At 68.4% G+C, this 25,582-nt stretch carries 26 protein-coding genes and 2 pseudogenes; 17 read left to right on the top strand and 11 right to left on the bottom strand.

What is annotated here, in order from left to right; genetic code table 11:
* Positions 1-754 precede the first annotated feature (754 nt).
* From BGK67_RS34790 to BGK67_RS38475, 3 genes are all read left to right on the top strand, one after another.
* Positions 755-1,780, top strand: coding sequence for a hypothetical protein (locus tag BGK67_RS34790; protein ID WP_069924534.1), 1,026 nt, complete (start codon positions 755-757; stop codon positions 1,778-1,780).
* Between the two features lie 244 nt (positions 1,781-2,024).
* On the top strand, positions 2,025-2,705 hold the full coding sequence (locus BGK67_RS34785; protein WP_069924533.1) for a helix-turn-helix domain-containing protein: 681 nt from the start codon (positions 2,025-2,027) through the stop codon (positions 2,703-2,705).
* 634 nt (positions 2,706-3,339) lie between these two features.
* A complete protein-coding gene (locus BGK67_RS38475; RefSeq protein ID WP_141754163.1) occupies positions 3,340-3,648 on the top strand; it encodes a hypothetical protein in 309 nt (102 codons plus the stop codon).
* Here the strand turns inward: BGK67_RS38475 and BGK67_RS37055 are convergent.
* Both BGK67_RS37055 and BGK67_RS38105 read right to left on the bottom strand, forming a co-directional pair.
* A protein-coding gene (locus BGK67_RS37055) for an IS5 family transposase (protein ID WP_432215423.1) occupies positions 3,629-4,437 on the bottom strand; the annotation gives its coding sequence in 2 pieces (ribosomal slippage) (positions 3,629-4,102 and positions 4,105-4,437; 807 coding nt in all). The genes BGK67_RS38475 and BGK67_RS37055 overlap by 20 nt on opposite strands.
* Before the next feature lie 72 nt (positions 4,438-4,509).
* A complete protein-coding gene (locus BGK67_RS38105) occupies positions 4,510-5,994 on the bottom strand; it encodes a competence protein CoiA family protein (RefSeq protein ID WP_107489055.1) in 1,485 nt (494 codons plus the stop codon).
* Between the two features lie 217 nt (positions 5,995-6,211).
* Here BGK67_RS38105 and BGK67_RS34770 point away from each other — a divergent pair, with 217 nt between their 5' ends.
* From BGK67_RS34770 to BGK67_RS40875, 5 genes are all read left to right on the top strand, one after another.
* The gene (locus BGK67_RS34770; protein ID WP_079154760.1) at positions 6,212-6,598 is read left to right on the top strand and encodes a hypothetical protein; all 387 of its coding nucleotides are present in this window, start codon (positions 6,212-6,214) and stop codon (positions 6,596-6,598) included.
* 234 nt (positions 6,599-6,832) lie between these two features.
* On the top strand, positions 6,833-8,359 hold the full coding sequence (locus tag BGK67_RS40560; RefSeq protein WP_069924531.1) for an AAA family ATPase: 1,527 nt from the start codon (positions 6,833-6,835) through the stop codon (positions 8,357-8,359).
* Positions 8,359-9,213, top strand: a complete 855-nt coding sequence (locus tag BGK67_RS34760) for an HNH endonuclease (protein ID WP_069924530.1) — start codon at positions 8,359-8,361, stop codon at positions 9,211-9,213. Before BGK67_RS40560 ends, BGK67_RS34760 begins: the two co-directional genes overlap by 1 nt.
* 676 nt (positions 9,214-9,889) lie before the next feature.
* Positions 9,890-10,174, top strand: coding sequence for a hypothetical protein (locus BGK67_RS34755; protein ID WP_069924529.1), 285 nt, complete (start codon positions 9,890-9,892; stop codon positions 10,172-10,174).
* Between the two features lie 210 nt (positions 10,175-10,384).
* Complete coding sequence (locus BGK67_RS40875) at positions 10,385-10,516, top strand: hypothetical protein (RefSeq protein WP_279628746.1); 132 nt, start codon at positions 10,385-10,387, stop codon at positions 10,514-10,516.
* Between the two features lie 197 nt (positions 10,517-10,713).
* Here BGK67_RS40875 and BGK67_RS34750 read toward each other — a convergent pair whose 3' ends face one another.
* Together BGK67_RS34750 and BGK67_RS34745 are read right to left on the bottom strand one after the other, a co-directional pair.
* Entirely contained in the window at positions 10,714-11,922 is a 1,209-nt protein-coding gene (locus tag BGK67_RS34750) for an IS701 family transposase (protein ID WP_107488906.1), read from the bottom strand.
* Positions 11,923-11,977: 55 nt separating this feature from the next.
* Positions 11,978-13,069, bottom strand: a complete 1,092-nt coding sequence (locus BGK67_RS34745) for an IS630 family transposase (RefSeq protein WP_069918364.1) — start codon at positions 13,067-13,069, stop codon at positions 11,978-11,980.
* 115 nt (positions 13,070-13,184) lie between these two features.
* Here BGK67_RS34745 and BGK67_RS34740 point away from each other — a divergent pair, with 115 nt between their 5' ends.
* Positions 13,185-13,625 carry a hypothetical protein gene (locus tag BGK67_RS34740; protein WP_244291561.1) on the top strand — a complete coding sequence of 147 codons (441 nt, stop codon included), beginning with the start codon at positions 13,185-13,187 and terminating at the stop codon, positions 13,623-13,625.
* A gap of 48 nt (positions 13,626-13,673) precedes the next feature.
* Here the strand turns inward: BGK67_RS34740 and BGK67_RS34735 are convergent, their stop codons facing one another.
* Together BGK67_RS34735 and BGK67_RS34730 are read right to left on the bottom strand one after the other, a co-directional pair.
* Positions 13,674-14,186: a hypothetical protein gene (locus BGK67_RS34735; protein WP_069924528.1), complete on the bottom strand. Its 513-nt coding sequence runs from the start codon at positions 14,184-14,186 to the stop codon at positions 13,674-13,676.
* Positions 14,183-14,512 carry a CHAT domain-containing protein gene (locus tag BGK67_RS34730; protein WP_167739675.1) on the bottom strand — a complete coding sequence of 110 codons (330 nt, stop codon included), beginning with the start codon at positions 14,510-14,512 and terminating at the stop codon, positions 14,183-14,185. The genes BGK67_RS34735 and BGK67_RS34730 overlap by 4 nt, the downstream gene beginning before the upstream one ends.
* A gap of 63 nt (positions 14,513-14,575) precedes the next feature.
* Between BGK67_RS34730 and BGK67_RS34725 the strand changes: the two genes are divergently transcribed.
* Together BGK67_RS34725 and BGK67_RS34720 are read left to right on the top strand one after the other, a co-directional pair.
* A complete protein-coding gene (locus BGK67_RS34725) occupies positions 14,576-15,064 on the top strand; it encodes a hypothetical protein (protein WP_244291560.1) in 489 nt (162 codons plus the stop codon).
* Between the two features lie 54 nt (positions 15,065-15,118).
* On the top strand, positions 15,119-15,535 hold the full coding sequence (locus tag BGK67_RS34720) for a hypothetical protein (RefSeq protein WP_069924526.1): 417 nt from the start codon (positions 15,119-15,121) through the stop codon (positions 15,533-15,535).
* A 907-nt stretch (positions 15,536-16,442) separates the two neighbouring features.
* On the opposite strand, the gene BGK67_RS34710 is transcribed toward BGK67_RS34720, so the two are convergent.
* On the bottom strand, positions 16,443-17,477 hold the full coding sequence (locus BGK67_RS34710; protein WP_069924524.1) for a DUF3800 domain-containing protein: 1,035 nt from the start codon (positions 17,475-17,477) through the stop codon (positions 16,443-16,445).
* 449 nt (positions 17,478-17,926) lie between these two features.
* A complete protein-coding gene (locus BGK67_RS34705; RefSeq protein ID WP_069924523.1) occupies positions 17,927-18,556 on the bottom strand; it encodes a hypothetical protein in 630 nt (209 codons plus the stop codon).
* A 105-nt stretch (positions 18,557-18,661) separates the two neighbouring features.
* Here BGK67_RS34705 and BGK67_RS34700 point away from each other — a divergent pair, with 105 nt between their 5' ends.
* From BGK67_RS34700 to BGK67_RS38470, 4 genes are all read left to right on the top strand, one after another.
* Positions 18,662-19,111: a hypothetical protein gene (locus BGK67_RS34700; RefSeq protein ID WP_069924522.1), complete on the top strand. Its 450-nt coding sequence runs from the start codon at positions 18,662-18,664 to the stop codon at positions 19,109-19,111.
* 627 nt (positions 19,112-19,738) lie between these two features.
* Positions 19,739-20,143, top strand: coding sequence for a hypothetical protein (locus BGK67_RS34695; protein ID WP_069924521.1), 405 nt, complete (start codon positions 19,739-19,741; stop codon positions 20,141-20,143).
* Between the two features lie 373 nt (positions 20,144-20,516).
* A complete protein-coding gene (locus tag BGK67_RS37040) occupies positions 20,517-20,840 on the top strand; it encodes a PadR family transcriptional regulator (RefSeq protein WP_079154759.1) in 324 nt (107 codons plus the stop codon).
* Between the two features lie 329 nt (positions 20,841-21,169).
* Entirely contained in the window at positions 21,170-21,487 is a 318-nt protein-coding gene (locus BGK67_RS38470) for a hypothetical protein (RefSeq protein ID WP_141754162.1), read from the top strand.
* A gap of 424 nt (positions 21,488-21,911) precedes the next feature.
* Here the strand turns inward: BGK67_RS38470 and BGK67_RS34685 are convergent, their stop codons facing one another.
* Entirely contained in the window at positions 21,912-23,084 is a 1,173-nt protein-coding gene (locus tag BGK67_RS34685) for a hypothetical protein (protein ID WP_141754161.1), read from the bottom strand.
* A 269-nt stretch (positions 23,085-23,353) separates the two neighbouring features.
* Positions 23,354-23,572: pseudogene (locus BGK67_RS34680) on the bottom strand (pyridine nucleotide-disulfide oxidoreductase); the annotation flags it as partial.
* 277 nt (positions 23,573-23,849) lie between these two features.
* Here BGK67_RS34680 and BGK67_RS34675 point away from each other — a divergent pair.
* Both BGK67_RS34675 and BGK67_RS38100 read left to right on the top strand, forming a co-directional pair.
* A complete protein-coding gene (locus BGK67_RS34675) occupies positions 23,850-24,215 on the top strand; it encodes a hypothetical protein (RefSeq protein WP_069924517.1) in 366 nt (121 codons plus the stop codon).
* Between the two features lie 117 nt (positions 24,216-24,332).
* Positions 24,333-24,515: pseudogene (locus BGK67_RS38100) on the top strand (menaquinone biosynthesis decarboxylase); the annotation flags it as partial.
* A 40-nt stretch (positions 24,516-24,555) separates the two neighbouring features.
* On the opposite strand, the gene BGK67_RS34670 reads toward BGK67_RS38100, so the two are convergent.
* Entirely contained in the window at positions 24,556-25,581 is a 1,026-nt protein-coding gene (locus tag BGK67_RS34670) for a DNA polymerase Y family protein (RefSeq protein WP_069924689.1), read from the bottom strand.
* Position 25,582 lies beyond the last annotated feature (1 nt).

The raw sequence follows: 25,582 nt of genomic DNA, 5'->3' as shown, positions 1-25,582 counted from the left end.
GACGAGCTCGGCGCGGGCGAGCTCGTCCAGGTAGCCAGTGGCGGGTCCAGGACAGGGCGGCCGTGAGGGCGTCGGCTGCAAGGGGGCCATCCGCGTACGCGAGCGCGGTGAAGACGGTGAGCGCGTCGTGGTACCCAGTCGCGGCGCCGCTGCGGGCCCTCGCGGCGAAGGGAGCGGCTGGAGGAGATCGGCTCGGTCACAGGCGACCGCGCACATTGTCGCTGAGGGCGATGAGGCCCATGCCCCGGTAGTGCATCCACCCGGCGGCCGCGGCGTCGTGCCCGGTCTCGTCGCCGTAGCGGCAGTCTCACCGGACGGACGCAGCCCCACGCATCCGTACGCGGCCCGATCCAACCCGCCGAGGCCGAGAACCTCCTCCGCGTCTGGGTCGACGGCGGAATCGACCCGCACGACGCCGCCCAGCGCCAAGCCCTCAAAGACCTGGACGCCGCCGAGACGGTCACCCGCGGCGACATCGATCGCTTCCACGACAACGTGCTCTACAGCCTCCGGATGCTTCCCGAGCCGTCACTGCCTACTAACACGAACTCTGCGATCCCACTGTCATAACCCTGCGCATCCCACTGACATCCACCCTGCGCACGACACTGAGCGCCCCCTCGCGCGCCGCGAGGGGTTCCTCTTTGACATGAAGTCCCTTATAGCCGTAATGTTTTCCATGTCGGATGGGGTGGTCGGTACCCACCCCTCACCGGCGGTCGACAACCCGTCAGCACAAGACATGGAGAGCGCAATGCCCGTTGAGGACACCCACATCCACCCGCTGGAGCAGATCTCCGAATGGGTCGGCGAGATCTGGTCTGGCTGCCCCAAGGCGACTCACCTCCTCTTCCAGATGACGAACGACGGGGCCGCATGCGCCCTGCGCGCCATGCGCCGCGTCGGGCACGGCTACATCCCTGTGGAGAAGCCCTTCGACTCGAAGCACGCCAAGGACGCCTGGATGTTCGACGACCACCTGCCCTGGGAGGAACTGGCGGCGGAGCTGGAAGGGCTCATCGCCTGCGACGACGCCGACCCGTGCCCCGCCCTGGCCAAGGAGTCGGGCGGCTGGTGGCGACTGGGGCTTGACCAGCCCGTGCCCGAGGCCGAGGACTACCAGGCCTACGAGGCGCACACGATGATCGACGGCCACGACACCGGAGCCATGGACGCGGAGCGGGGTGGACGCGTCCTCCAGGCCTACCTGACCGCCGTCCGAGAGGGACGCCGCGCCTCGAACGTCCTCGCCGAGCACGTCGGCCACGAGGTCACCGTCGTCGGAGCCAGCGGCGTGACCCGCAAGATCCTCACCGAAGACGACCAGCCGCCGAGCAGCGGAACCGCCGTAGCCTGCGGCGACTGCGGCACGAGCCTGTCCGCCCAGTGGGAGCGGCCTGGCAACGCCCTGGCCGTAGGCAGCCCGCTCGTGAGCGGAGACGACGTGATCGACGCCGTCACCGCCCTGCTGCACTACGCGGACGGCTGGCACTGCGCGCAGACCGTCCTCGACCGCGCCCTCCGCATCCTCATCCAGGGCCAGCAGCTGACCCTGGCGCTGCCCGGCCTCTACGACGAGGTGCCGGACCCGCGCACCCTCGACGCCGTGGCCGCAGCGGTCGCCGCCCACTACGCGGCCGCCGCCCGGTTCGGCCTGACCGACGGCGAAGTCGCCGAGATGTCCGCCGACCGATTCCACCGGGAGATCGAGAGGCAGCGCTTCGCCTCCGTGCGCGCCATGCGCGCCGCCATGGCGGGCCTGACCGCGCAGGCGTCGTGACAGGCAAAGGAGAGATAGGTGGCGCCCCGGGCCAAGGCCCGGGGCGCTCCTGCACGTTATGCGCTACACGCCGTCTGGAACGTGTCGGGGGCCAGCGGTCCGACTCCCGAAGGAGACGGCGGTACCCACTGGCCCCCACCCGTCAGCACCTCCACAGAAGGGAGTGCGACATGTCGGGCAGTCTATCCACAGCACCCATCCCCACGGGCTGTACGCGGCCCCGCACGACCCACAGGAGCGCACCGTGATCCCGCGCGGCCGACCCACCCTGACCGAAGCCGAGATCGCCGCCGAGCGGAAGGTGGTGCTCAAGACCTGGCAGCGAAACGAGGGCGCGAACATGCGCGACCGGGTGCCACTGGTCAACGAAGGCGGGCGCCTGCGCCTCTACGACGAGGAACAGGCCCGCGCATTCCTCGCGGGCTCCACCTGGCCTCCCGGATCCGGGCATGACGGCCCCACGGCGACCACCGGTGCGGACGCCGAAGGCATGTGGCCCCCGGCGGTGCCGCCGGGGGAGAAGCACCCGGACGACCTCCTCACCGACCAGGAGGCCGCGGCCGTGCTGGAGACGCGGGCCTCCACCGTCCGGGACTACGGAACGGACGGGTACCTACCCGTCGTCCAGCGGCACGGCCGTACCTGGTACCGCCGAGCCGACCTCCAAGCCAGGCTCAGCGCAGGCGATCAGCGCCACCATCCCCACCTCACCGGGGCCGGCCGCCCGCAGGGCTCGAAGGACCGGGCCCCCCGGCGCCGACCAGACCCCCGTGTCGCCGAGATCGCCGCCGGACTCGCCCTCGCAGCCCGGGAAGGGGCGCAGCCGGCCACATCCGCCGAGATCGCCGCGCGCTACGGCGTCGGGGAACGCACAGCGCAGAGACTCCTCCTGGCTGCCCGTGAGTACGAGGCCGACCCTGCCTGACGTCGCCGCCGTTGCCGCCCCGCGCCCCGCCGGCGGCGGCAACAGGAGCTGCGGTGTCGGGCGCTGTTTCTAGCGGGGTGAAGTAGAGCCAGGACGGCGCTTTTCGGGAGCCACTGGTTCGGGCGGGGAGTTTGGGAGCCGCCCAGTGTGATGGTGTGTGACATGCCGTTGTTGGCGCAATGGGCCCTTTGGGCTGTTTTGTCGCTCATTCTGTGCCTGTTGATCACAGTCGTGTCAGGAGACCGGTGTGTACAGGTCGCGTGAGTGGATCTCTGAGCGGATCCGCTGGGACAAGCGGCGACGGACGCCCTGACCCGGCACTTGCCTGAGGTTCAGCGAGCCCTGCAAGCAATGGCTCCGCAGCGAATCATTCCTAGAGGACCGTGCGATGTTTCTTGCACAACTTAACTTCAATGAGTCAGTGGGTGTGGCGGCAGCTAACGCAGCCTTCACAGCGATCCTGGTCGGAATTGCCGCCACTTTCGCAATCAAGAGGTACGACCTGAGACATCAAACTCGGACAGCTCTACGTGAGACCTACGCACGACTGCTCGTCGCCCAACGAAGATCCCGTGAGGCGTCCGTCCGTCTGGCCGACTTTCGCGCGGGGCGTCGTCAGTGTCGAGTGCGCAGGGTGTCTGCCGCCACCCGCTCGACAGATGAGGACTTGGAGGAGAAGGCGCAGCTGGCTCACGACGAGTTCATCGAGACGTATCACCGCCTCAACCTTGATGCATCCAAGCAGATGTGGCGAGAGGCGCGTCGGCTGCGGAAGGTGATCGGCGATATGCTGGAGCTCGGAAAGCGGGGTGACGCTGAACAGTGTCGTGCACTCGAAAGGATCGCCAGGAAGGCACGCCAGAACGTGGAGAGTAGTTTCCGGGTCCTGCTCGGCCACAAGCCCCTTCTAGCTCGTAACACGATCATGAATCGTGTTTCTTGAGGCGTCTCCAGCAGATGAGGCTGCAGGCGAGGGAGACGAGCGCGTCGTGGAGTTCGGTGCGGCGTTCCCATCGGACGGCGAGGCGTTTGAACTGATGGAGCAGGGCGAAGGTCTGCTCCACGACGTAGCGGAGTTTGCCCATGCCCTTGATGTTCGGGGCTCCTTTGCGGGAGATGACGGGCAGGATCCGGCGTTTGCGCAGCTCTTCCCGGTTGGGGTTGGAGTCGTAGCCCTTGTCGCCGAGCAGGGCGTCCGGGCGTCTGCGGGGACGGCCGGGGCGGCCCGCCACTGGCGGGATGCCGTCGACCAGGGCGAGGGTCTGGGTGACGTCATTGACGTTCGCCGCGGTCGTGATGACCTTGAGCGGGGTGCCGCGTCCGTCGCAGATCAGGTGGTGCTTACTGCCCGTCTTCCGCCGGTCGACCGGCGACGGACCGGTGTCGGCTCCCCCTTTTTCGCGCGAATGTGAGAGCCGTCCACGCATGCCCTGGACCAGTCGAGCCGGCCGGCCGCGTTCAGCTCGGCGAGCAGGATTCGGTGCAGCTGGTCGAAGACCCCGGCCTGCTGCCACCGCTCCAGTCTTCGCCAGCAGGTCTGTCCCGAGCCGAACCCCAGCTCAGGTGGCAGGAGTTGCCAGGCAATGTCGTTGTGCAGGACGTACAGGATGCCCTGCAGGCACAACCGGTCTGCGACCGGCCGCGGCCCTGGCGACCTCGTCGGCCAGGGCGGCAGCAGCGGCTCGATCAGCGCCCACAAGTCGTCGTCCACGATCCACGGCCGAGTGCTCACGCACTCACGAACGGCCGAATCATCACACCGGTTACGCCCGACCAGGGCATCTCACCAAGATCCTGTTACGAGCTATTCGGGATCGAAATCCACTCGGTCAGTACGACACACAAAGAGCGCCCCAGGATCCCCCTCGGAACCGTTTTGCCCTGCGCATACACTGGCAGGAGTCGTCCGCTCGGCAGGCTCGGCCGGGTGGGGCTGGCCCATGATGACGGCGGTCAGTTCCGGCTTCGTGCAGGTGCACGAGCCGCCCGTTTGCCGGGGCCGGGCGCGGCGGGGTGCTGGCACAGCGGGCGGGCCCGCAGAACCCGCGGACGCTGTGGGGAGGTGTTCGGTCCGCCAGCCATCGATGGGGGCCTTGCGCTTCCGCGTATTACGGTCGAAACGCTGCTGCTCGATGCTGGTCTCGAACAGCAGCAGCATCCCCGCCAGCAGCCGGAACGCCTCCCCTCGTATGAGCCTGGCCACCGGCGACAGCACGGCGGCCGGAGTGCCGTCCGGGCCGATCAGCGGCGTCCCCCCACCCCACCTCGGATCGCCGGTGCTCAGTCCGGGCGTCACGGTGATGTGGTGCTCACGCGCCAGGTGTCCGACGGCCTGCCCCACCCCTGGCCGGCGCATCAGCGCGTCGTACCACTGGGCCCCGGCGGGTCCGAGATGCGCCCGCCGCGCTTCCGCCTCGCAGGCGGTGGCCCGCTCCAGGGCGGCCCGACGGGAGGCGGCGTTCTTCCGGTCGATGTCGGCCCGTCTGTATCTCACCCGCTCCTGGAGCCGCTCGCGCTGCTCGGCCGCCTGCCGCTGACGCTCCTCCTCTTGCCACAGATAGGCCTCCTCGTCTCGGATGTACTGGAGGGCCGTCCAGACCTCGGCGAGCTGGCGCTGGGGGTACCTCAGTCGCACACGCGGGGTGTGCGGGAAGACCTGGCAGGTGAACAGCCAGTGCAGGAATTCGACGAGGGGTGCCTGCGGCCCCGATTCCCAGGAGCGCCCGGTGAACTTCACCAGGCCTTCGGCGACGGCCAGACCACCCTCCGCAGAGACCAGCCGCACCGAGGGGACAGCCCCGAGCCACGGAGGACGGGCCCGGTCGCTGAACCAGCAGCAGGACACATTGTGCGCGTCCATACGCTGCGTCCGCTCAGTGATCTCCGCGACGGTGATCGGGGAGAGCTGCGCCTCCAGGGCAATCCGCCAAGCCCCGGCTGGATCACTGGCCAGCACGTCCGCCCGCCACGACCCGTCCGGCGCGCGGACCTCCAGCTCAGCGTGAGCCCCGGCCTGCCGGGCCGCGCTGACCAGCTCCAGCTTGAGGAGGTGGTGCGCCTCGGATTCTCCTTGGCGGGCGATCTCGCAGTCCGGTGCGTGCGGGGCGTGGGCGAAGAAGCGAAGCCCTCGCTCGGAGGTCTTCGCGTGCATCGAGTGCCCGCACTCTGGGCAGGCGATCGCAGCGGGCGGGCGGACCTTCCACACTGCCTCCCACGCCCGCCCGCATCCTAGGTCGGGTAGATGCGAGAACACCGTGCCCCACTCGGCGTGCACAGCACGAAACGCCATCGTCCCCCCTCTGTCACCGTACTCAACCCAGCCTGATAGGCGGGCCCGCTGCCGTCGAGACTGCCGTCGGACCGACCCGTTTTCGCCGGAAACCCGCCCGAGCCCCAGCGCCCTGTGGTCGGGGCAGGCGCAGCCGGGCAGCGGCACCTGGGACCGATCCTGGCCCAAATTCTGGGGAACGCCCTCCTTCCTCGCGCTGTTGTGCTGCCATACCGGGATGACTGACACACAGTTCCCGCGGCTGCGGGAGGAATCTGAGGCCTGGTGCGCGGCGAGGGACGCGATGGTCGAGATCATTAAGGCCTGGGCGGCCGAAGGACGAACCGACTGCTACGGCACACTGAGCTCGCTGCTGCGAGAGTCGCACTTCTCGGTGCCGCCCCGCGGCAGGCTGATGAGCCGCCTCCTGAAAGCCGCCTGCGAGGTCGAGGCAGACCGACGTGCCCCGGTGATGCTGACGGCCATCGTCGTGAACAAGCGCACCAAGCAGCCCTCCCCACAGTTCGAGGTACTCGCCAAGTCAGAGCAGTTTCGCCGGGGGGATGTACAAGGGTGGACGTGGGAGACGGAGAGGGACGCGGTGTTCAACCACTACCGCCGCTGAGCCACCACGGTCGGTTAGGCCGCCAGCCCGGGAACGCATAGTTCCGTCCCCAGCAGGAAGTCCTCGCGCGCCTGCCGACGACGAGCCTCGCTGCGCGCCACCCTCAGCGTGGTGAGCCTGGAGGGAGGGGCCCTACGCGGTCATCGCCCCGGGGGACAGGCGCTGAAGCGCGGACGACATTTGCAGGCTGGATAGGCTTCGGGGTTCGAGTGCTGCCACCAGCTGGAGAATCCCGTGCGGTTCATCGTCCAACCCACCAGAGCCTTCCCCTCCGACGCCGGCCCCCGCGCCGCTCTCCTCGTCCCGGACCGCTGGGACGACCACCACTACAAGACCAGCTTCGACCTCTGGATCCGGCGGGGCCCCAGCACCCTGCCGGTCGAGATAGGCCGCGTCAAGATCGCCCTACTCGACCAGGAGCCCGGTCCCAGCCCACTGCCCACCGGCATCTACGAAGGCGGACTGCCGCGCAGGTTGGGCAACTGGGTCTCCCTCGGCCAGGACGACCTGTACTACGAGAGGATCAAGGACCTCGGACCGGCTATGTGCCGCGAAATCCTGAACGGCCTGAACGACCTCGCCTTGAATCTGGGCGTGTTCGCAACCGCGCGGTGGACCAGCGCCGTCCGCCAATCGCTTCTGCGCAGCGTCGCGGATTACACCGTCGTCGGCCAGTTCAACCGCATCGCAGCCGGCGGACGACGGCTGGCCGACTACCGGTTCGACTACCACCCCCCGCAGACAGACCCTTCCCTCCCAGCGCGCGGACCGCTGGAATTCGAGGTCACGCCCGAATCGACACCCCCCACCAACATCCACGTGCTCATCGGGCGCAATGGCGAGGGGAAGACCACCCTCCTGCACTCCCTAGCCCAAGCCGCCGTGAACCACGGAGGCCTCCTCGAAGCGACCGCAGGCAGAATCGTGCACCTTCCCACCGAGTTCGGAGAGCCGCAGACCTTCGCCAACGTCCTACTGGTCAGCTCCAGCGCCTTCGACACGTACACCGGCGTCAGGCCGCCCTCTCCCACGACCCGCTACAGGCACGTCGGCATCACGCCGGGCTCGAAAGCAGACGAGTTCATCGACAGCCTTGAGTCGATCATGACCTCGGGACGCTACGAGCGCTGGCTGGAGGCCTTGGAGAGGCTGAACAGCGATCGGCATTTCCAGACCGCCGTCCTCGACGACTGCGAGGTCGTTTTCGGGGAGCGCCCCGGACACAGCGCCCTGTACACGGGATCGGGCCGCCTGTGGCGCGATGTCTTCATGGACCTCAGCTCGGGACACGCCATCGTCCTGCTCACCCTCACCGGGCTCGTGGATCTGGTCGCCGAACGCACCCTCGTCCTCCTGGACGAGCCAGAGGCGCACCTGCACCCCCCACTGCTGTCCGCTTTCATCCGGGCGCTGTCCGACCTGCTGACGGACCGCAACGGTGTCGCCGTGACCGCGACGCACTCCCCCGTCGTACTCCAGGAGGTTCCCAAGACCTGCGTCTACAAGATCACCCGAAACGGCCAGCACATCCGCGCCCGGCGCCCCCGATACGAGACGTACGGCGAGAACGTCGGCGTCCTTACCCACGAGATCTTCGGCCTCGAAGTGATGAGGTCCGGCTTCTACGCCGAGGTCGAGAGGGCCGTCCACGAGTTCGGCGACTACGAAGAGGTGATCAACCACTTCAGCGGGCAGCTCGGGGACGAGGCCAGAGGCCTCGTCCGCATCCTGCTGGCCGACCGCGAGGGAGGGGAGCTCTGATGTGGCCGCTGAACCCGCCCACGGTCAGCGCCAGAAGCAGCTGGGAGACCTGCACCAGCAAGTCTCGCGACACCGCGGCCAATGGGAACCTCGGAGCCAGCCTCCGCGAGGCAGCCGACGCCGCAGAGGAGGCCGCGACGACCCTCCGGATCGCCGCCCAAGCACGCACCCTGCACAACCTGAAGGCGGAGAACTTCAAGATCGAGGGCATACCCGACAAGCGGGTCGCGGACATCGTCTACGGCAGCGGCATGACGAAGGGGCCCGGCCGCGACATCTACGACGCACTCATGGACGCCCCTGAGGACGAGCTGTGCCCGCTGTGCCGGCACAGCGATGTGACCCAGCTCGACCACGTCATGCCCAAGGCAGCCTACCCAGCCCTGTGCGTCGCCCCCGAAAACCTCGTACCGGTCTGCGGAATCTGCAACCACATCAAGAACGACCGGGCGGCCGCGGACGCCGAGGACGTGCTGCTGCACCCGTACTTCGAGCACACCGACACCGTGAACTGGCTGGACGCGACGCTCGCCACATCCGCCCTCGACGCGGGCCGCCTGACGTACTTCGTCAACCCTCCGCCAGGCTGGGGCGGCACCCTCACCGCCCGCGTCCGCCGCCAGTTCGACCTCCTAGAACTGGGACGGCGGTACAGCATCAAGGCCAACCAGACCCTCAGGGGCATCCACCACCACCTCGTCAGGCAGCTCAAGTCCGGGGGCAGGGCCGCCGTCAGTACCCATCTGAGGGACATGGCCGCCAGCCACCTGGTCGCCGACCCGAACAGCTGGACCGGAGTGGCCTACCGAACATGGGGCGCGAACGACGACTTCTGCGAAGGCCGCTTCTGGTAACCCGTGCTACCCCCGAGGGGCGACGGTGGCTGGCGTGTCGGCCGGGGCCTGGGGTGCGGGCACCGCGGTGCGGGCACCGCCGGACCCGGGGCGATCTGCGGCTGGTCCATGACGTGGATGCCGTGGTCGCAGCACCTCTCGCACACCAGCCGCCAGCCGCCGGACCTGGTCGGGATGTTGTAGGGCACGCGGTCGCCGTCGTTCTCGCGCAGGTCCCGTCCACACTCGGCGCACAGCAGGCCCATCCGCCCCGCCTGCTCCTCGATCCACCACGGACAGGCCGCGGCCATGCTGGTGCGGATGCAGATCCCCATCGCGCCGGGCTGAGGCTGCCGGTAGCTGCGGGGCCTGACCCCGGATACGCAGCCGGCCCGGGGCCGGGCGCTCCACTCCCTCGGCCGTCTCACGGTCCCGGTCACACGTGTGCCCGGTGCGGTCCAAGCTCATGGCGTCTTCATCCTGGCCAGGGCCGCTGTATCCCTCCACCAGCCACACCGCCGGGGCGGTGTGGGGGACGGTGACCGGGGCGATGTGAGGATGGGTGCGGTCGAGAGCAGCGAGCACGCCTGCCTAACGGGCGCGGTGCACGGCGGAGACGTCGCCCCACCGCCGGCTCCCCGGACCCGACTTCCTGCGCGAGGGCTGGGCGGACGCCGCTCCCATCGCACCGCGCACGATGCAGGTCGAGTTCCACCGTGAGTTGACCCCGGCCGAGCGCGCGGCGTGGAAGGTCGGCGAGTCCGGGCGCCGGGCGAAGTCGGTGTTCCTGCGGCGCCCGGACGGCGGAACCGACCCCCACGACGCCGCCCAGCGACAGGCCCTTCAAAACCTCGCCGCCGCCGAGATGGTCACCCGCGGCGACATCATCGACCGCTTCCACGACAACGTGCTCTACAGCCTGCGGATGCTCGCCGAGCCGCCAACACCTACCGACACGAACTCTGCGCCGCCACTGCCATAACCCTGCGCATCCCACTGACATCCACCCTGCGCACGACACTGCGGCGCCCTCCGTGCCGCACGTCGGCGCCGGGAAGCCATTCCATCCGATCGCGCCGCGCCGCGTGAAATCCTCCTCGAAAGTCTGTTTTTGCCGTAATGTTTTTCTTGTCGGAGGGCGGTCGGTACCCGCCCCGGCACCCGTCAGCAGAACCCACTGGAAGGACACGTCATGGACCGCAACGCGCACGACAAGCCCCGCGACAACCAACGCGCCATCCCCACCGTCCCGGGCCAGCGCAAGGCCTCCGAGCCGACCACCGGGAAGAAGTTCCCCAACCAGCGGGACCGCCGCGCTCAGTAGCCGGGCATCCAGAAGTGCGGGCCGCCCCCAGCCCTGGGGGCGGCCCGCACTTCGTTGATGCCGTGCGTCGAACCGGCGTCTAGTAGTGCTTTGTTAGCTGGTGTCGGGGGGCCTTGGGACGGGTTGTCGGCAGGTGGGGCAGGTGCCGGTCCAGGTGGCGATGAGGTGTTGGAGGAGGTCCAGGGCCTGGTAGAGGGTCAGGCCCTGGCAGGGGCTTTTGGGGTCCTCCGCTGTTCGGTCAGGAACAGGTGGGCGGCGGTCACGAGGGTGACGTGCCGGTGCCAGCCGGTGAACGAGCGGCCCTCGAAGTGGTCCAGGCCCAGAGCGGTCTTGAGTTCGCGGTAGTCGTGCTCGATCCGCCAGCGGGCTTTCGCCAGGCGGATGAGGTCCTTGGCGGGGATGTCGGCGGGCAGGTTCGAGATCCAGTACTTCACCGGTTCGCTCTCGCCCTCGGGCCACTGGGCGATCAACCAGGACAGCGGGATCGTGCCGTCGTCGGCCGGCTTGGGACGACGTCCGGCGAGCCGGACCCGCAGAAGGACGAAGTGCGAACTCATCGCCGCTTTCGAGCCCTTGCGCCAGGTCACGGTCCGGCCGCTGCCGCGGCCCGCGGCCAGTACATGCTCGCGTAAGGAGACCGGGCGGATGCGGTAACGGGGCAGCGGCCGGGGACCCAGGCCGCCGTAGGCCGGCTGCTGAGGTTCGGCGTCCTCGCCGTAGGCGGTCATCTCGGCTTTGACCTGGAGCACGTAGGCTCGGCCGCGGTCTTCAAGGCCGTGGCGGAAGTCGGCGTTCGCGCCGTAGCCGGTGTCCGCGACCAGGACGGCGGGCCGCAGCCCGTGGCCGTCGAGTTCGTCGAGCATGTCCAAGGCGAGCTGCCACTTGGGCCGGTGGTGTTCGGTGTCGGGGATCCGGCAGGCCCGCCGACGGGCCTCGGCTTCAGGCCCGTCCCAGGCAGCGGGCAGGAACAGACGCCAGGACAGCGGGCATGAGGCGGTGTCCGAGGCGGCGTGGACGCTGACGCCGATCTGGCAGTTGCCGACCTTGCCCAGGGTGCCGGAGTACTGGCGGGCCACCCCGGGCGAGGAACGACCGTCCTTGGGAAAGCCGGTGTCATCCACCACCCACACCTGCGGCCGCACCGCGGCTACCGCCCGCCATGCCAGCCGGGCCCGCACCTGGTCGACGGGCCAGGTCGAAGACGTCATGAACTGCTGCAACTGCTGATGATCGACCCCGAGCCGGTCAGCCATCGGCTGCATCGACTTCCTGCGGCCGTCCAGCAGCAGCCCACGCAGATACAGCGAGCCCTTGGCCCGCTGGTCCCGCCGCACCAGCGGCGCGAACACGTCAGAGGCGAACTCCTCCAGCCGAGCCCGCACCGCCGCAAGTTCCCCAGCCCTCATACAGCCAGCGAACTACCAGACCCCAACCATGACAAGCCCAGCTAACAAAGCACTACTAGTGACCTGAGTCAGAGATTCGGTGGCAGTAGGCGGCGACTTTGTCGAGGATCTCGTCGGCGGTCTTCGTCCAGACGAAGGGCCGGGGGTGTTCGTTCCAGTCGGCGAGCCAGGCCCGGATGTCGCGTTCGAGGGCTTGGACGGAGCGGTGGACTCCACGCTTGAGCTTCTTCTGGGTGAGCTCGGCGAACCACCGCTCCACCAGGTTCAGCCACGACGCACTGGTGGGTGTGAAGTGCAGGTGGAACCGCGGGTGGGCCAGCAGCCACCGCTTGATGTCGGGCGTCTTGTGGGTCGCGTAGTTGTCGAGGATCAGGTGGACCTGAAGATCTGCCGGGACCTCCTTGTCGACCTTGGCCAGGAACTTCTTGAACTCGGCGGCCCGGTGGCGGCGGTGCAGTGATCCGATCACCCTGCCGGTCGCGACCTCGAGGGCCGCGAAGAGGGTGGTGGTGCCGGCGCGGATGTAGTCGTGGCTGCGGCGCTCGGGAACACCGGGCATCATCGGCAGGACCGGCTGGGACCGGTCCAGGGCCTGGATCTGCGACTTCTCATCCACGCAGAGGACCAATGCCTTCTCCGGCGGGTCCAGGTAGAGGCCGACCACGTCGCGGACCTTGTCGATGAACAGCGGATCCGTCGACAGCTTGAACGTCTGCGAACGGTGCGGGGCCAGCGCGAACGCCCGCCAGATCCGTGAAACCGTCGACTGCGACATACCCGTCGCCGCGGCCATCGACCTCGTCGACCAGTGCGTCGCGTTCTTCGGTGTCTCTTCCAGGGTTTTGACGATCACCCGCTCGACGTCTTCGTCGGTGATCTTCCGCGGGACACCCGGCCGCGGCTCGTCACCGAGCCCGTCCAGACCGTGCTCGAGGAAGCGCCGCCGCCAGGTGCGGACCGTATCCGGAGCGACCCCAAGCCGCCGCGACACCTCCATCACCGAGTGCCCCTCCGCACACTCCAGCACGATCCGCGACCGCTGAGCCAAAGCCTGAGCCGTCGAACGACGACGTAACCAACCCTCCAGCACAGCACGCTGGGCATCGGTCACTGACAACGGCGGAATCTTCGGACCAGGACGACTCATACCCAAACCAACGACAAATCTCTGACTCAGGTCACTAGGACCTGTCCTGGCGATCATCCAGTAGGGCGCCTCGGTGATATTTTGACCGGAATCGTGGGAAGGGGCGGGCGAGTCCGTGGACAGTGACCTGCGGCGCGCGGTGGTCGTGACGCTTGGCGAACTCGGGCGAAGCGATGACTGGCGTGACCGGGCGGATGCCGGTCACAGCCTGGCAGGGTTCGCCGAGATGCCGGAGGCCGTAGAGCCACTGCTGGGGCTTGTGCTCGATCCGGGTGACACCTTCGTCACCCGGCGGACCGCGGAGGGCTTGCTTCGGCGAAAGGACAGGGCCGGACTGACGATAGTCGCGTCCGCACTGGCAATCGCCAACGACAACCACGCCGACTACATCCACACCGCGATCTTCGATGTCTTCAGCATCTTCTCGGACGACCTGGACGAGGCGCTACGGCTCTGCGACGAGATGTCGGGCGACACAGACGAGCGTGTTGCCCGGGGGGCCCGTCGGCTGCACGAAAGCCTGGCAGAGATCGATCCCGTCCTCCGCCCCGCATAGCGCAGCGGTTTCTGTGCGCTCCACGGCAGGGGCGCGGCCTGGCACCCGCTACGGCTGGGACGGACCGTTCCACAGGCGGGCCACCGTCGCCGCGAGCTCCTTGAGTACCGTGGCTGGCGCGGACTCCTTGGTCACGCGGAACTCGAACTCGGTCCTGCCGTCCTTGCGTTTGATCCGTACGTCCACCTTCGTCTGCAACCAGGTCACCAGGCCGGCCATAGCGACCAGCGAGGGCCCTACGAGCTCGGTTCCCAGCCGGGTGTCGGCCGGCGGGTCGGAGAGTACCGGCTCGGCCACTACCCGGGTCACGGGATCCCGGGCCAGCTCCGCGAGTACGCGTCGGGCCGCCTCGTATTGCCCGGGTTCGTCCAGCGGCCCCAGTTCCGCTGCATCGCGGCCGCCTGCTCGGAGGAACGCGGCGAGCAGGCCCTGGACCTCGTCCCGGTCCCTGGGCAGGCCCTCGGGCTCCGTCGCGGCCGTCAGGGTTTCGGTGACTTCCTGGAGGGCCAGGATGAGCGAGCGCTCGTCGAGGCCGTCGGTGACGTGGGGGTCCGTCGTCATGCGGTGTGCCTCCAAAGACCGAACAGGGCCGGGGCGGCCCAATGGAAGGGATGGCTCTGCCAGGGTTCCTCGGGCTGTCGTAGCATTGCGCGCTGCGCCTCCCAGAGCGCGCGCCAGGGCGCCGGACGCCCGTCGTCCCCCATGAGTCGCCGGTAGAAGTCGGCGAAGAGGGCGCGTGAACTCGTGTCGTCGACGTCCCAAAGCGTGGCGACGACGGTACGCACCCCCGACTGCAGCAGGGCTTGGACGATGCCCTCCAGATAGCCGGTGCTGTGGGCGTCGCGGCGGGCTTCTCGACCTGCTGACCCTGCGGGCCTGCTCGACAAGGGCGCCGTCGGCTCACCGGAGTCCACCTCGAGTATGCGGCCGACCCGCGCGCCGTCCACGACATGGCCGGGGGCTCCGGGTACAGCTTGGCCAGCAACTGGTTCACGCAGCTGCTGGCCCAGCTGGCCGTTGCCAACAGCATCACCAAGTCCCAGCTGTGCGTGTTCCTCTTCGTCGCGGGAGGACAGGTACCTGGGACGGGCATCACGCAGTACACCCAGCAGGAGATCACGGACGGCCTGAACAAGATTGCCGCGCAAAAGGGCGGCAAGATGATCACTCGGTCCACGGTCAACCGGGCAGTCCAAGCATTGTGCGGCTACAACTGGGTGGAAAAGGCCGGCAACGGCCGGATCCAGATCAACGTGCGCCTGTGGTTCCACGGCAACAGCACCGCTCAGCACGAGGTACTGGCCGAGATCGCCGACCGGCACGACCACGACACCGAGGTCTTCCCCTACGCGGTGGGTCCCGAAGGCGCCCACCAGGAGGAGCTGGATCTCGGCCCCGTGGTGGAGGAGAGCTATCGCGCGAGGAGGCGTACCGGGTGATAGTTCTGCCATGCCCCTGCGCGGGCGCCCGCTCACGAGGAAGGATGCTGTTCCATGGCTAACGTCATGTCTCCGATCATCGCGGAGCGCATCTGGGCCCTGCCGCTGTCGGGGTCTGCCGTCAAGTTCCTTCAGTACCTCGTCTCCCGCAGCGACTTCGGGGGAGCGCTTCCGGTTCGGCAGAAGGACATGGCTGCCGAGTACGGGGTTACCCCGCAGGCCGTCAGCGGACTGATGGCGCCCTTGTGCGAGCTGAACATCGTGCTCAGGCCGCGCAGCGAGGAACGCAACGGCAACTCCTACCGGCTCCACCCCCTCGCGGCGAAGTACGAGAGCCCCGAGAGCATGGAGGCGGCGTTCCGGGCTGCCCTCGTCCGCATCCAGGCCGGGGACCTGCCCAACCTGAAGCTGCCGACGTACCACCAGGCACCGCCGGCAGCGACCGGCCGACCGAAGCTCCAGGTCGCCTGAGATTGACGGCAAAACAGGCATAACATACGAAAGGCCCTCCACCGTGGTGGAGGGCCTTTCGTGCCTGAGTAACTTGGTGCCCTTAGTATATTCGCCGGAGCACAAGTCTGCGTCACGGACTGCTCTACATGCGAGGGCCGTGTCAGGAAGTCCCCTCCGGTTGAGAGATGGCAGCGTAGCCGACGAGGGCCGGGCGCCGTACGTCAGTGGGTGACCGCATCATCTCCCAGGCGCCAAAGCATCGTCGCCACCGTTGACGCTTCCGGACTAACGGCCCCGGCTAGCGATAAGCCCGCGGTCACGAACGACGCGGACAGTCGGCCGACGCCCGAGGCCACCGGCGGAGCTACGTGGTGCCGGAGCTGGCGCGACTGCCGAACCGGGCCCTCAACACCCTCAAGTTCGCTGTCGCCCGGCGCACGAGGAGATGTCCGAAGGCGACGACCCGCAGGTCGTACCGACCGACGAGGGGCTCAAGGTGGACGTCCCCTCGGTCAAGGGACGACCCGGCCGCACCGTGCCCGTCACCTACGGAGAGCACCCCGACAGCTGCCCGGTTCGCTGCTGGAATGCCTGGCTGGAGGCCAAGCTCGCCGCCGGAGCCGAGTCCGGCGGACCGGCGTTAGTGTACGTCGACCAGTGGGGCAGCCTGGGCGCCCAGAGGCTCTCGCCGGACGGTGTCGGAGCGCGATGGCCCGGGCCGCGAGGTACGCCGGCATGACCGGCCGCCGCATCATCGGACACTCCGGCCGGCGCGGACTGGTGACCACCGGCCGCAAGAGCGGCAAGCGCGTCGAGAAGCTTCGCGCGCAGGGCGGCTGGTTCGACCAACTCGCCGGTGTTCTGGGAGTACGTCGCCGAGGGCGAGTTCTTCGAGGACGCAGCCACCGACGGCATCGGGCTCTGATCAAGGCTGTCCATCGTCGTCATGGTCGATGGCCTGCCACCTTTCCGGGCTGGCAGGCCATATGGCGTCGACCACCCAGGGACGCACCGTCGCCTCCAGCTCCTGCGAGAAGCGGTCCCCTCCGCCGACCGCCAGATGCGAGGCCCACTGCCGTGCTGCTCCGGCTATCCAGTCCGCGAGTTGCAGCTGTGGGTGATCTCTACTGTCGGCAAAGTCGATCTGCGTAGCCGGGAACGGCTTCATGAGCTCTCCCGGGCGGGCCAGGTCGAGGTGCGTCATGCGTAGCAGCGCCTCGTTCCGGTCTATCACCTTCGAGGCGTCGTGCACGAGGCGGAACTGCCCGATGGACTCCCCGAAGCTGTGGCCCAGGCAGTACAGCGACGGCACGGCCGGGTCGAGCAGATCTGGCTCTCTGCCAGCCGCAATGTCGCTGGCGGTCTCGTCGGCGACGCTACGCGAGTAGGTGAGCAGATCAACCAGCCCGGCGAAGTCACCCTGCTGCGTCGCCACCGAGTCCCTGTAGGCGGTCAAGATCGCGAACAGATCATCGGTGGTGACCTTCTGCCGAACCCAGTCCACGAAGCCCTTAAGCAGTTTCTGGTAGGCGGTGGTGTCTCCGAGGACCGGCCCGCCCATGTGGAGTATCTCTGCCAGCGCCAGGGCCTCCTTGCCCTCGTACAAGTTGTGGCCGACCGAGTGTGCCAGCGGCTCAACCAGCACGTCGACCATCTTCGTCACTACCATGAACTGCTTGTCCACCACGTAACTGCGGGTGCTCCCCTCTGGAAGCTGCTCGAAGGCCCGCATCAGGGCCTTGCGGCCTCGTGCCGACCGGGCGAGGGAGCCGTACTTGGGCTCTCCCTGGGTGGGCGGGAGCTGGGCTCGAACCTCGTCGACTATGGACGCTGCCAACTCATCGGGCAGGTGGATCCCCGCCACCGTGAACACCGGCTGGTCCGGGTCGAGCAGGTTCTGGCCCGAGTTTGACGACTCGTCGGCGTAGACAACGAGGTGTGGGCTGCTGGGCAGGTTCATCTCCTGAGCATGCCTGCCCGGGCGCTAGACGAGAAGACCACCGCCCCGGGGCAGATCAGCTCAGTTCTGGAACCCAGAGCCCGGCCGCTCGTCCGATCTCGACGACATTCATCGTCGGCTGGAGCGGCGCCGGCTTCCATCTGTCGCCTCCTGGATGAAGCCGCCCTTGTGTCCCGCTGTTGCGTTCCACCCCCGGTCGACGACTGGGAGAGGCAGCCAGTTCAGCGGCTCCCCCCGTGTCGGCGTGCAGCGGGTGCGTGTACCAGGTCAGGAAGTTCTCACGCTCCCCACCGACGAAAGGGTCCCGGGAAGATCGCGCGGGTCCTTTGTGTGCGGTGCCAGCTCGAAGATGCCATCGATGTCGGGCCTGGTCACCGTCCAGAGGATGGGGATCTCGCCTGGCCGGAAGTACTGAGGCCATCGCTCGTGGTAGCTGTTGGGACCGGACATCACGGTGCGAGGAAGACAACCCCGCTACGGTCTTCGTGCATCCGGGCAACCCGGACAGCAGCGCCGAAGGCGATGCCACGGAAGTACTCGGCCTTCACCTGCTCGACCGGAATGATGTCCTCCGCCGCCGCAGCACTCAAGTGCGCCTTGACGCGGTTCTCCCACACGACGGCCGACACGCAGGGAGGGGAGATCCACGCGTCAAAAAGGACCGCCTGGGCGATCTTGGCCTCGCTCTCATGCGCCATGATCCGCTTTCGGACCTGCTTCTTGTCGTCCTTCTTCGTCCGGCCGACCTTGACGTACGACAGCTTCGAGCACATGGACCTGAAGAACAGGACGTACAGCCGGTCACCGGCGACGTCGAGCGAACCCCCCTTGTACTCCAGGTCCCTCCACGACTGGTGCCGTACCGCCGCGACGACCTCCGCTGGCGGCAGATACCCGGCGTCGAAGTAGTCGCCCAGGAGTACCTTCGCCGTCATAGAGTCCAGGTACGGGTTCCTGTTCCTGTGCTGCACGTTCAGCCTCGTCGTCGGCAACGCCTGCTGCTGCCATTGCGGCGCCTCGGCGACCGATTGCTGCTCGTCGCCGAAGTATTGCTCGGTGTAGAGGTCCTCTTCTCGCATGTTCGAAATTGTGGTGCGGCAACGCCGTCGGCAGAAGAGCACCTCGGCCAGGCCACCTGCCGGATACCCCGTCCCGGCAAAGGTGCTGCCCCCTACAGTGCTCCCATGGCCTATGACGAAGAGACCGGGACCATCCGAGACGTGTTCGTGGTGGAACGCCCGGCTGGGACGAGCCTCTCGGACTCGAGCAGTCCCGGGGGGATCAGCGCCCTCCTGCGGGACGCCGCTAACGTGCTCGCTGGACACGCCGTGCTCTACCCGGCCGACGCCGAACTAGACGAGATCAGGGCTGAGGCGAGGGAAGAAGGCCGTCAGAAAGGCGTCGCGAACGGCGTGGTGATCGGCGTCGCCGCCACCGTCGCCGCCGCTGCGCTCGGTGCCGTCGCCGTGAAGGCCGCGCCGCACATCAAGAGCAAGCTCAACGGCCTCAGGTCGAAGCTGAACCGCAAGCCCGAGGATACCGCCGAGTCGGGCCCCCTCCAGGCCGTGCCGGAACCGCGTGCCACGAAGGAGGAGGAGCCCCCGCGCCGAGGTCGGCACCTGCACGTGGCGTGAGACCCCCTGCGGACCACCTGCCGCATGTGCCGTCGCGAGGCACAGCGGGTCCGTAGTCTGTCGGGCGTGACGCCGAGCGGGAGAACATCCGGGAGTCGACCCTGGAAGATCGACACCGCGGCCCGCAAGGGCAAGCGCGGCGGCCGGCCACCCGTCATCACCGAGGACATGCTGCACACCGTCCTCCGGCGCCGCGCGCTCGGCGAGTCCGTGGAGCGGATTCAGCCCGACCTGATTATCCCCACCGGCAAACGCAAGGGGCACAGCCGCCACCAGCGCCTGACGGAGCCGCTACTCACCGGTCCGATCCTCCCCAAGGGCCGAGTAGAACCGGGCGTCGAGGCACGGCGCCGGTGGCAGCCCCTGGTGCGCACGCGAGTGGGCTGCTGCGGGCGGTGGCCCGCAACGGCTTCCAGCAGTGCGCGCACCGGAGCTCCTGCCCGGCCATACGTGCACCGTACGCCCAGCCAGGCCGTCGGGCGGCCAGCTCGTGCGCGCGGACGGCGCATGTGAAGAAGGGTGCCAGCGCAACGACCCGCGGTCCCCCGCGGCCGCGGTCCTGCCGCCGGCGCTCAGGATGTCTCAGAACACCAGCGCAGGGCGGGCAACGTACGGCACGGTGTGCGTATGACGACGCTGCCGTTCATGCTCACCACCTCAGGTACGTGGGATCAGCTGGAAAGCGACCCCCTCGCCCCCTTCAGCCACCTCGATGACTGGGACGAGCAAGTCAAAAGCGCGGGCTACTACAAGTGGGGCGGCCTCGGCACTCAGGACGACATCCCCTTGTGGCTGGAGATTTATCGCGTGCATACCGACAAGGAAGGCAGTGCCCCCTGCTTCCTCGTCGTCCTGTCGAATAGCGGCCACTTCGAAGTGCTGTACGCCGAAAGTGCGCCTGCGTTGATGGAGCTCCAGTCCCGATGGGCGCCGGCGATTCAGGCGGCAGCCGTGACCGACCTTCTCGGACGGCTCGACGACAGCAGTTCGAAGTACGGATTCGCCGGGCTGGTGCGCAAGGCACTGCAATAGCGCGGCCGTGGGGCCAGCCGGCGTACGGGACCTGGCCCGGTGCTCGAGCCGCTCCGGGGGCCTGGCACGTTGCTTCCCTCCTCGGGCTGGTGATCCCACAGCTAGACGGGTATTCGCGACCCTCAGGGGTGCCTCTGCCGGGCCCTTGAGGTGGGCGGGGATGATCCGTTCCTCGTGTGTGCAGCCCCCGGACGCGTGCGAGCGAGGACGCATGCAGTGGTCTCGGCGGTGCGGGCGTACGGGCCAGCGATGGCTGTGCGACGGGGCCCGCCGGGCTGAGGATGCTGCTGCTGCGTCGTCTTCGGCGGCGGCGCGAGCGGCGGCATCAGATATCGGCTTGTATGCCGTACTCGATACATGCTTCACTCGTGACATGGCATCAACTCCGCGGCTGACAAAGCCGACCATCGCTGTGCTGGAGGCGCTGATCGCCTCCAGCACACAGAGTCCTGCGTGGGGGCTGAGCATCTGCCGGGACGCCGATCTCGGTCCGGGGACCGTCTATCCGATACTGGATCGATTGTCCGAGCGGGGCTGGGTGAAAAGCTGGGACGAGAAGTCGCCTCACCCTGGTCGCCCGGCCCGGCGCTACTACGAGCTGACAGGTGCTGGCCGCCTGCAGGCGACGGAGGCGCTCGAAGCCCGCCAGACGCGGCGCTCCCGTCTCGGCCTCGGTCTCGCCGGGGGTGTCTCGTGATCACCCGCGCTCACAGGCGGTCGAGCACCCGAGCTCGTCGTCGTTCGCGGCCTATTGTCACCGCCGTCTCCGCCGCTACTTCTGTCGTGACTTCGCTTGTCCTCGCCATGGCGGAGAGGATCAACGGCCTGCTGCCGTTCGTGATTGTTCTCTTGGGCTTGGTGACCACACTCTCCTTAGCGGTGGGGCGGTTGGTGTCTCGGGAGAGGGGGAGGAAGTCCCGGCTGGCCGCTCAGTCGGTCGGGTTGGCGGCCCGGCTGGCGGGGCCGCAGCGGAACCTCCGCGGGGCGTGGCTAGACGTCCTGGCTGGAGACCCGGAGGGCGGATACGTGCTGACCCCCCGGCAGCAGCGCCAGCACGCGCGCGGGTTTCTGTACGCGGCGGTACGGCTACGGCTGCATGATCTGACGCGCCCGCTGTGGTACCCGCTGGACTGGATCCTGTCGTCTGGGAGCCGGACCAACTCCTTGCACGCCATGGCGGTGGGGGCGCACATCATCTACATCCAGTGGCACGACGGCCTGCACACACTCCTGACGGAGGGGTGGAGTTGGGTCGGAGGCTGCGCGCTGGCGGTCGGGTTCGGGCTGCGGTGGCTGCGAAAGGCTCGTGGTATCGAGCTGGCCACCCCGGAGGCGAAGGAGTGACTGCGAGCGCTGGGTAGGGCCTGTGACCTGCAGGAAGGGGGCCGCAACAGCTGCTGCGGCCCCCTTCCTCGTGCTCGTCTCTGACGGTACAGCACGCCGTGTAAGGCGTTCTCATTGAACCCGCCGTCGCCTCGCGGTAGCCGCGCATCACCTTGGAGCCCTTGGCCCATCAGCCCTGGCGCAGCTTCGCTGCTTGCGTTCATCCGCAATGCCCCCGGACCCCGTACAGGGCCATGGGATCACCGGGCGCGACGGGACATGCCTGGGTCGGTTGCGTTGTGGCCCGCTGAGTCGCTAGCGCCACCGTCATCACCTGAGCCCCGGACCACTCGGGTATGCCGGCGGTCACCGGCTGTCTGGCGTGCCGGGTAGCGCTTCGGGGCCTCGGATCAACGGCGGAGTAAGGGCGGTCAGGGCGACGGCGTCACCCTGCTGCCGGTGCTGCCGGGGGCCGTCCGGCTCGGCTGTGATCGACCGCATCGCCCTCTTCGAAGGCACGGTTCCACACATCGCTGTAGAGCTTCAGGTCCCCCGATGGGATCTCGAGGTCTCCGTGGACGCGTACGGTGCTGGTGTCCCAGGGCCTTCCGTTCCGGCGGGGGGTAAGCAGCACTCCGAGGGTCGAGGACTCGTCGGTTCGGCCGGTGCGTGTGGTGACTTCGTGGTGGCGAAGCTGGACATAGGCGGTGAAGGCGACCTGGATTGTGCGGTCGAAGCGGGTGGCTGCGCCAACGATGAGCTGGCGTGTGCCGTCCTCGTAGAGCATGCGACGGAAGCGCCACTTGCAGTTACCCGCGGGTACGTCCGGGACATCGCGAAGCATGTCCAGCAGGAGGTGCCCCCACTCCGCCCTGGCCGAGACCGGGAGGCGGTCGAGGTCGGAGAGCACGGTGAAGCGGTTGAGCTCCGTCATCGGCTCGCCGAACGGAGTGAGCGCGATGTCTTCGAGGATGATGCGCAGGACTCGGTGGACATTGGTGCCGTCACCGCCGGCAGGGGCCTGGGGCAACTGCGGGACGGAGAACAGCGTGCCGCCGGCTCCCACCAGCTCGGTGTCGATCGGCCGCGGAGGCGCATCCGCGTCCGCAGCGGCGAGTTCGTAGTAGCGCACCGGCTCGTCGCCGAGGGGAACGGCGGGCTCGCCGGCTGCCCGAAAGAGGTAGTCGAGTACAGCGGTGGTGGAGCGTAGCTGGTCGAAGAGGAAGTCCCAGTCGCGGCGCGTGAGAGCGATGGCGGGCATGCCGAGCGGCTGCCAGGTGACCACGGTGTCCCGGGGAACGTGCGGGTGATCGAGCAGGAAGACCGCGATCCATTCGAACGCGTTGCCGTCCACCTGCATGGCCCGGTCTCGGCCGTTGACCATATAGGCAGGCATCATGCGCAGCTGTCGTACGGTGCCCTTGGCCTGGCTCATGGCCTTAGCCGCCACCTTCTGAATCCAGACGATCTCCTGGGCATCGGCCTTGGGAGCGATTGTGCGCGCCTTGACCTGGACGACCGCCCCGCGGCGCCCGGCCAGGAGGAGCCGGTCGCCCAGCTCTCGCCTGCCCGAGCCCTTGGCGGCGTGTGCGGCCTGCTGGAACACGAAGTCGGGCATGCCCCAGGTGGCAGCCGCCCTGTGGGTTGCCTCCTCAGCCCCCGGCCCGTGGTCGATGTGCGCGGGCAGGGGTAGCGCGGGCGGGATGCGGCGTATGTGGGTGCCCTTGGGGGTGTCCACGACGAGCGTGAGCGCCTCGGGGCCATCGTCTTGTGCAGGAAGCCACAGGAAGGGTGCTTGAGGGTTCGTCACACCGGCCATTAGACGCACGATTCAGCCACGTGTCTTGATATTTTCCCGCATCAGCGGTGCAGGAAGTCGGGGACCCCTCAGGCGGCATCCCGGGCGGGGCGGCCGACACCAATGAGGGTGGCGAAGGCTGGGCCAGTCCGGTGGCCGTAGCCGAGCAGGTGCAGGCGGGACTTGCCCGCGGCGCGGGTGCCGTCGACCCACTCGACCCCGATCATGGCAAGGCGGTTGAACATCAGCTTCGCCACCAGTAGGCCAACGTCGCGGGCGGCGTGCACCGGCGGGACGACGACGATGTTCGTCGGCGAGGTAGCGGGGCGGGCACTGGGTGACCCGAAGACTTGACCGGCTAGTTCAGAGAAGTGACCAGGCCGAAAGAGATCGCACCGGACCAGATCGGACGCACTCGAACCTCCACATCGCACGTCGCGGCCCCTGAATCCAGCGTCGCACTACCGTCGCCGCGGCGAGTGAGATGGACGGCCGTCCGGGGCCGAAGCCCCGGGGCGGGCCGTCGGAGGGATACAGCGGAGCGTCGGTTTCCCATCTGGAATCGAACAGGAATACGATCGGGAGGTGACCTCATCCGACGCGTGCTCCTTCCCTGACGATCTCCTCAAGCTCCAGGAGCAGCTGCATCGCGCCCACGCCGAACATCGCGCGTTTCTCGCCGGACTGCCCTGGAGCGTGGAGCCGATGACGGGTTGGGCCGCCGGCGAGCGGTACTCCCACCGTGGGGACGTCCCGGACAGCCCTGGCTGGTCCCAGGAGGAGAAGGAGACGGCGGACCGGATGTGGAGGGAGATCCGGGAGTTGTCGATCGCCGTGGTTGACCATCCCTACTGGTCGACCCTGCAGAAGGAGGATGTGGTGGCGGCCCGTATGGAGCTGAAGAACCAGACCCGCCCAACGGTCGTCCCTGCCTCACCCGAGGCGGCGTAGGCGTGTGGCCGGCCCCGATCCCCCTCCTGCCCCTGCCTCCCGCGTTGGATCAGCTGCTGGTCATACGCCGCTGGCTGGAGTGACCCTCGCCCGTAGACGAGGAGATCACTGACCTACGGCTCGGCGATGCCGCTGGCCATGAACGTCTTCGGCACCCACTGCCGGCTGCTGAAGGCGCTGGGCCTGAAGTCGTACGGCGAGATCAGCGAGGAGATCGGCGGCCTGCTCAAGCCGGAGCTGCCGCAGGGCTTCATCGGGGTCCGCGAGGCCTTCGGCAAGCTGGGCTTCCACATCTCGCCCGGGTGCCAGGGTCCACCGGCGATGCGGAACCCGGGGGTTGTCACGGACGGTGCCCTTCGGAGGGCGTCAGTGCTGGCGAGAACGCCTTCGCGGCGAGGGTGGCAGGTCGGATGGTGCCGGGTCCGTAGCGGGCGCGGGCTCGGTCGGTGACCGCTTCGACGGCCAGGGCGCGGTCGTCGCCTGGGTCGAGGGTGAGTTGCTGGGAGGCTTCGCTCGAGGGACGGAGGTCTTGTGCGCGCAAGCTGATGGCTCGTACACGGGCGCGCTGGAGGCCGAACAGCTCGTAGAGCTCGTAGGCGGTCGCGGCGATCGGCTGGGTGTGTGCGGTGGCTTCGGCGAGGGTGCGGCTGCGGTTGCTGACGCTGCGGTCGGCGTAGCGGACGGACAGGGCCAGTTCGCCTGCGGCTTGCTGCCCGTCGCGCAGGCGGGCGGCGACCTCCCCGGCCAGATCGAGCAGAGCTCTGCGGTGTTCGGCCGGGTCCAGGACGTCGTGTTCGAAGGCCCGGTCGGCGGTCAAGGGCTTCGCGATCGGCTGGGTCTGGACGGTGCGCGGGTCCTGGCCGTGGGCGTGAGCGTGCAGGGCGCGGCCGGTGGCGGCGCCGAAGAGACGGACGAGCGTGGGCATGGGTGTCTCGGCGACGTCGCCGATGGTGTAGAGGCCGTAGGTGCGCAGCTTGCCCGCGGTCGCGGGACCGACGCCGTAGAGGGCCGCAACCGGGCGCCGGCGCAGCCACCGCTCGACGTCCTCCGCGTCGATCACAGTGGTCATGCCGGGCGGTGTGACGGCGGCCGCCATCGTGGCCAGCATCCGGTTCGGCGCCACCGCGCACGTCGTCTGCACGCCGTGCAGGGCCAGAGTGCGCAGACGCAGGAGCGCGGCGAGTCCTTCGGAGTCGCGCTGCCAGTAGCGGAGCGCGCCGGTGATGTCGAGGTGCGCGGCGTCTGGCGGGATCGCCTGGACGCGCGGGGTGATGCCCTCGGCGACAGCCAGGAGCTGCGCGTACAGGTCCGCGTCGTCGTTGTGGGGGAGGTGCCAGTGGGCGTGGAGGATGCGACGTTCGGTCATG

It is taken from the genome of Streptomyces subrutilus (assembly GCF_001746425.1).
GTDB lineage: Bacteria > Actinomycetota > Actinomycetes > Streptomycetales > Streptomycetaceae > Streptomyces > Streptomyces subrutilus_A.
This window is presented reverse-complemented; position numbering and strand designations above follow the sequence as displayed.

Coding starts and splice junctions, on each gene's coding strand:
- BGK67_RS34790 (WP_069924534.1), top strand. CDS start 755: ATGCCCGTTGAGGACACCCACATCCACCCGCTGGAGCAGATCTCCGAA.
- BGK67_RS38105 (WP_107489055.1), bottom strand. CDS start 5,994: ATGGCGTTTCGTGCTGTGCACGCCGAGTGGGGCACGGTGTTCTCGCAT.
- BGK67_RS34770 (WP_079154760.1), top strand. CDS start 6,212: ATGACTGACACACAGTTCCCGCGGCTGCGGGAGGAATCTGAGGCCTGG.
- BGK67_RS34760 (WP_069924530.1), top strand. CDS start 8,359: ATGTGGCCGCTGAACCCGCCCACGGTCAGCGCCAGAAGCAGCTGGGAG.
- BGK67_RS34755 (WP_069924529.1), top strand. CDS start 9,890: ATGCAGGTCGAGTTCCACCGTGAGTTGACCCCGGCCGAGCGCGCGGCG.
- BGK67_RS40875 (WP_279628746.1), top strand. CDS start 10,385: ATGGACCGCAACGCGCACGACAAGCCCCGCGACAACCAACGCGCCATC.
- BGK67_RS34750 (WP_107488906.1), bottom strand. CDS start 11,922: ATGAGGGCTGGGGAACTTGCGGCGGTGCGGGCTCGGCTGGAGGAGTTC.
- BGK67_RS34745 (WP_069918364.1), bottom strand. CDS start 13,069: ATGAGTCGTCCTGGTCCGAAGATTCCGCCGTTGTCAGTGACCGATGCC.
- BGK67_RS34735 (WP_069924528.1), bottom strand. CDS start 14,186: ATGACGACGGACCCCCACGTCACCGACGGCCTCGACGAGCGCTCGCTC.
- BGK67_RS34725 (WP_244291560.1), top strand. CDS start 14,576: ATGGCCGGGGGCTCCGGGTACAGCTTGGCCAGCAACTGGTTCACGCAG.
- BGK67_RS34720 (WP_069924526.1), top strand. CDS start 15,119: ATGGCTAACGTCATGTCTCCGATCATCGCGGAGCGCATCTGGGCCCTG.
- BGK67_RS34710 (WP_069924524.1), bottom strand. CDS start 17,477: ATGAACCTGCCCAGCAGCCCACACCTCGTTGTCTACGCCGACGAGTCG.
- BGK67_RS34705 (WP_069924523.1), bottom strand. CDS start 18,556: ATGCGAGAAGAGGACCTCTACACCGAGCAATACTTCGGCGACGAGCAG.
- BGK67_RS34700 (WP_069924522.1), top strand. CDS start 18,662: ATGGCCTATGACGAAGAGACCGGGACCATCCGAGACGTGTTCGTGGTG.
- BGK67_RS34695 (WP_069924521.1), top strand. CDS start 19,739: ATGACGACGCTGCCGTTCATGCTCACCACCTCAGGTACGTGGGATCAG.
- BGK67_RS37040 (WP_079154759.1), top strand. CDS start 20,517: ATGGCATCAACTCCGCGGCTGACAAAGCCGACCATCGCTGTGCTGGAG.
- BGK67_RS34685 (WP_141754161.1), bottom strand. CDS start 23,084: ATGCCCGACTTCGTGTTCCAGCAGGCCGCACACGCCGCCAAGGGCTCG.
- BGK67_RS34670 (WP_069924689.1), bottom strand. CDS start 25,581: ATGACCGAACGTCGCATCCTCCACGCCCACTGGCACCTCCCCCACAAC.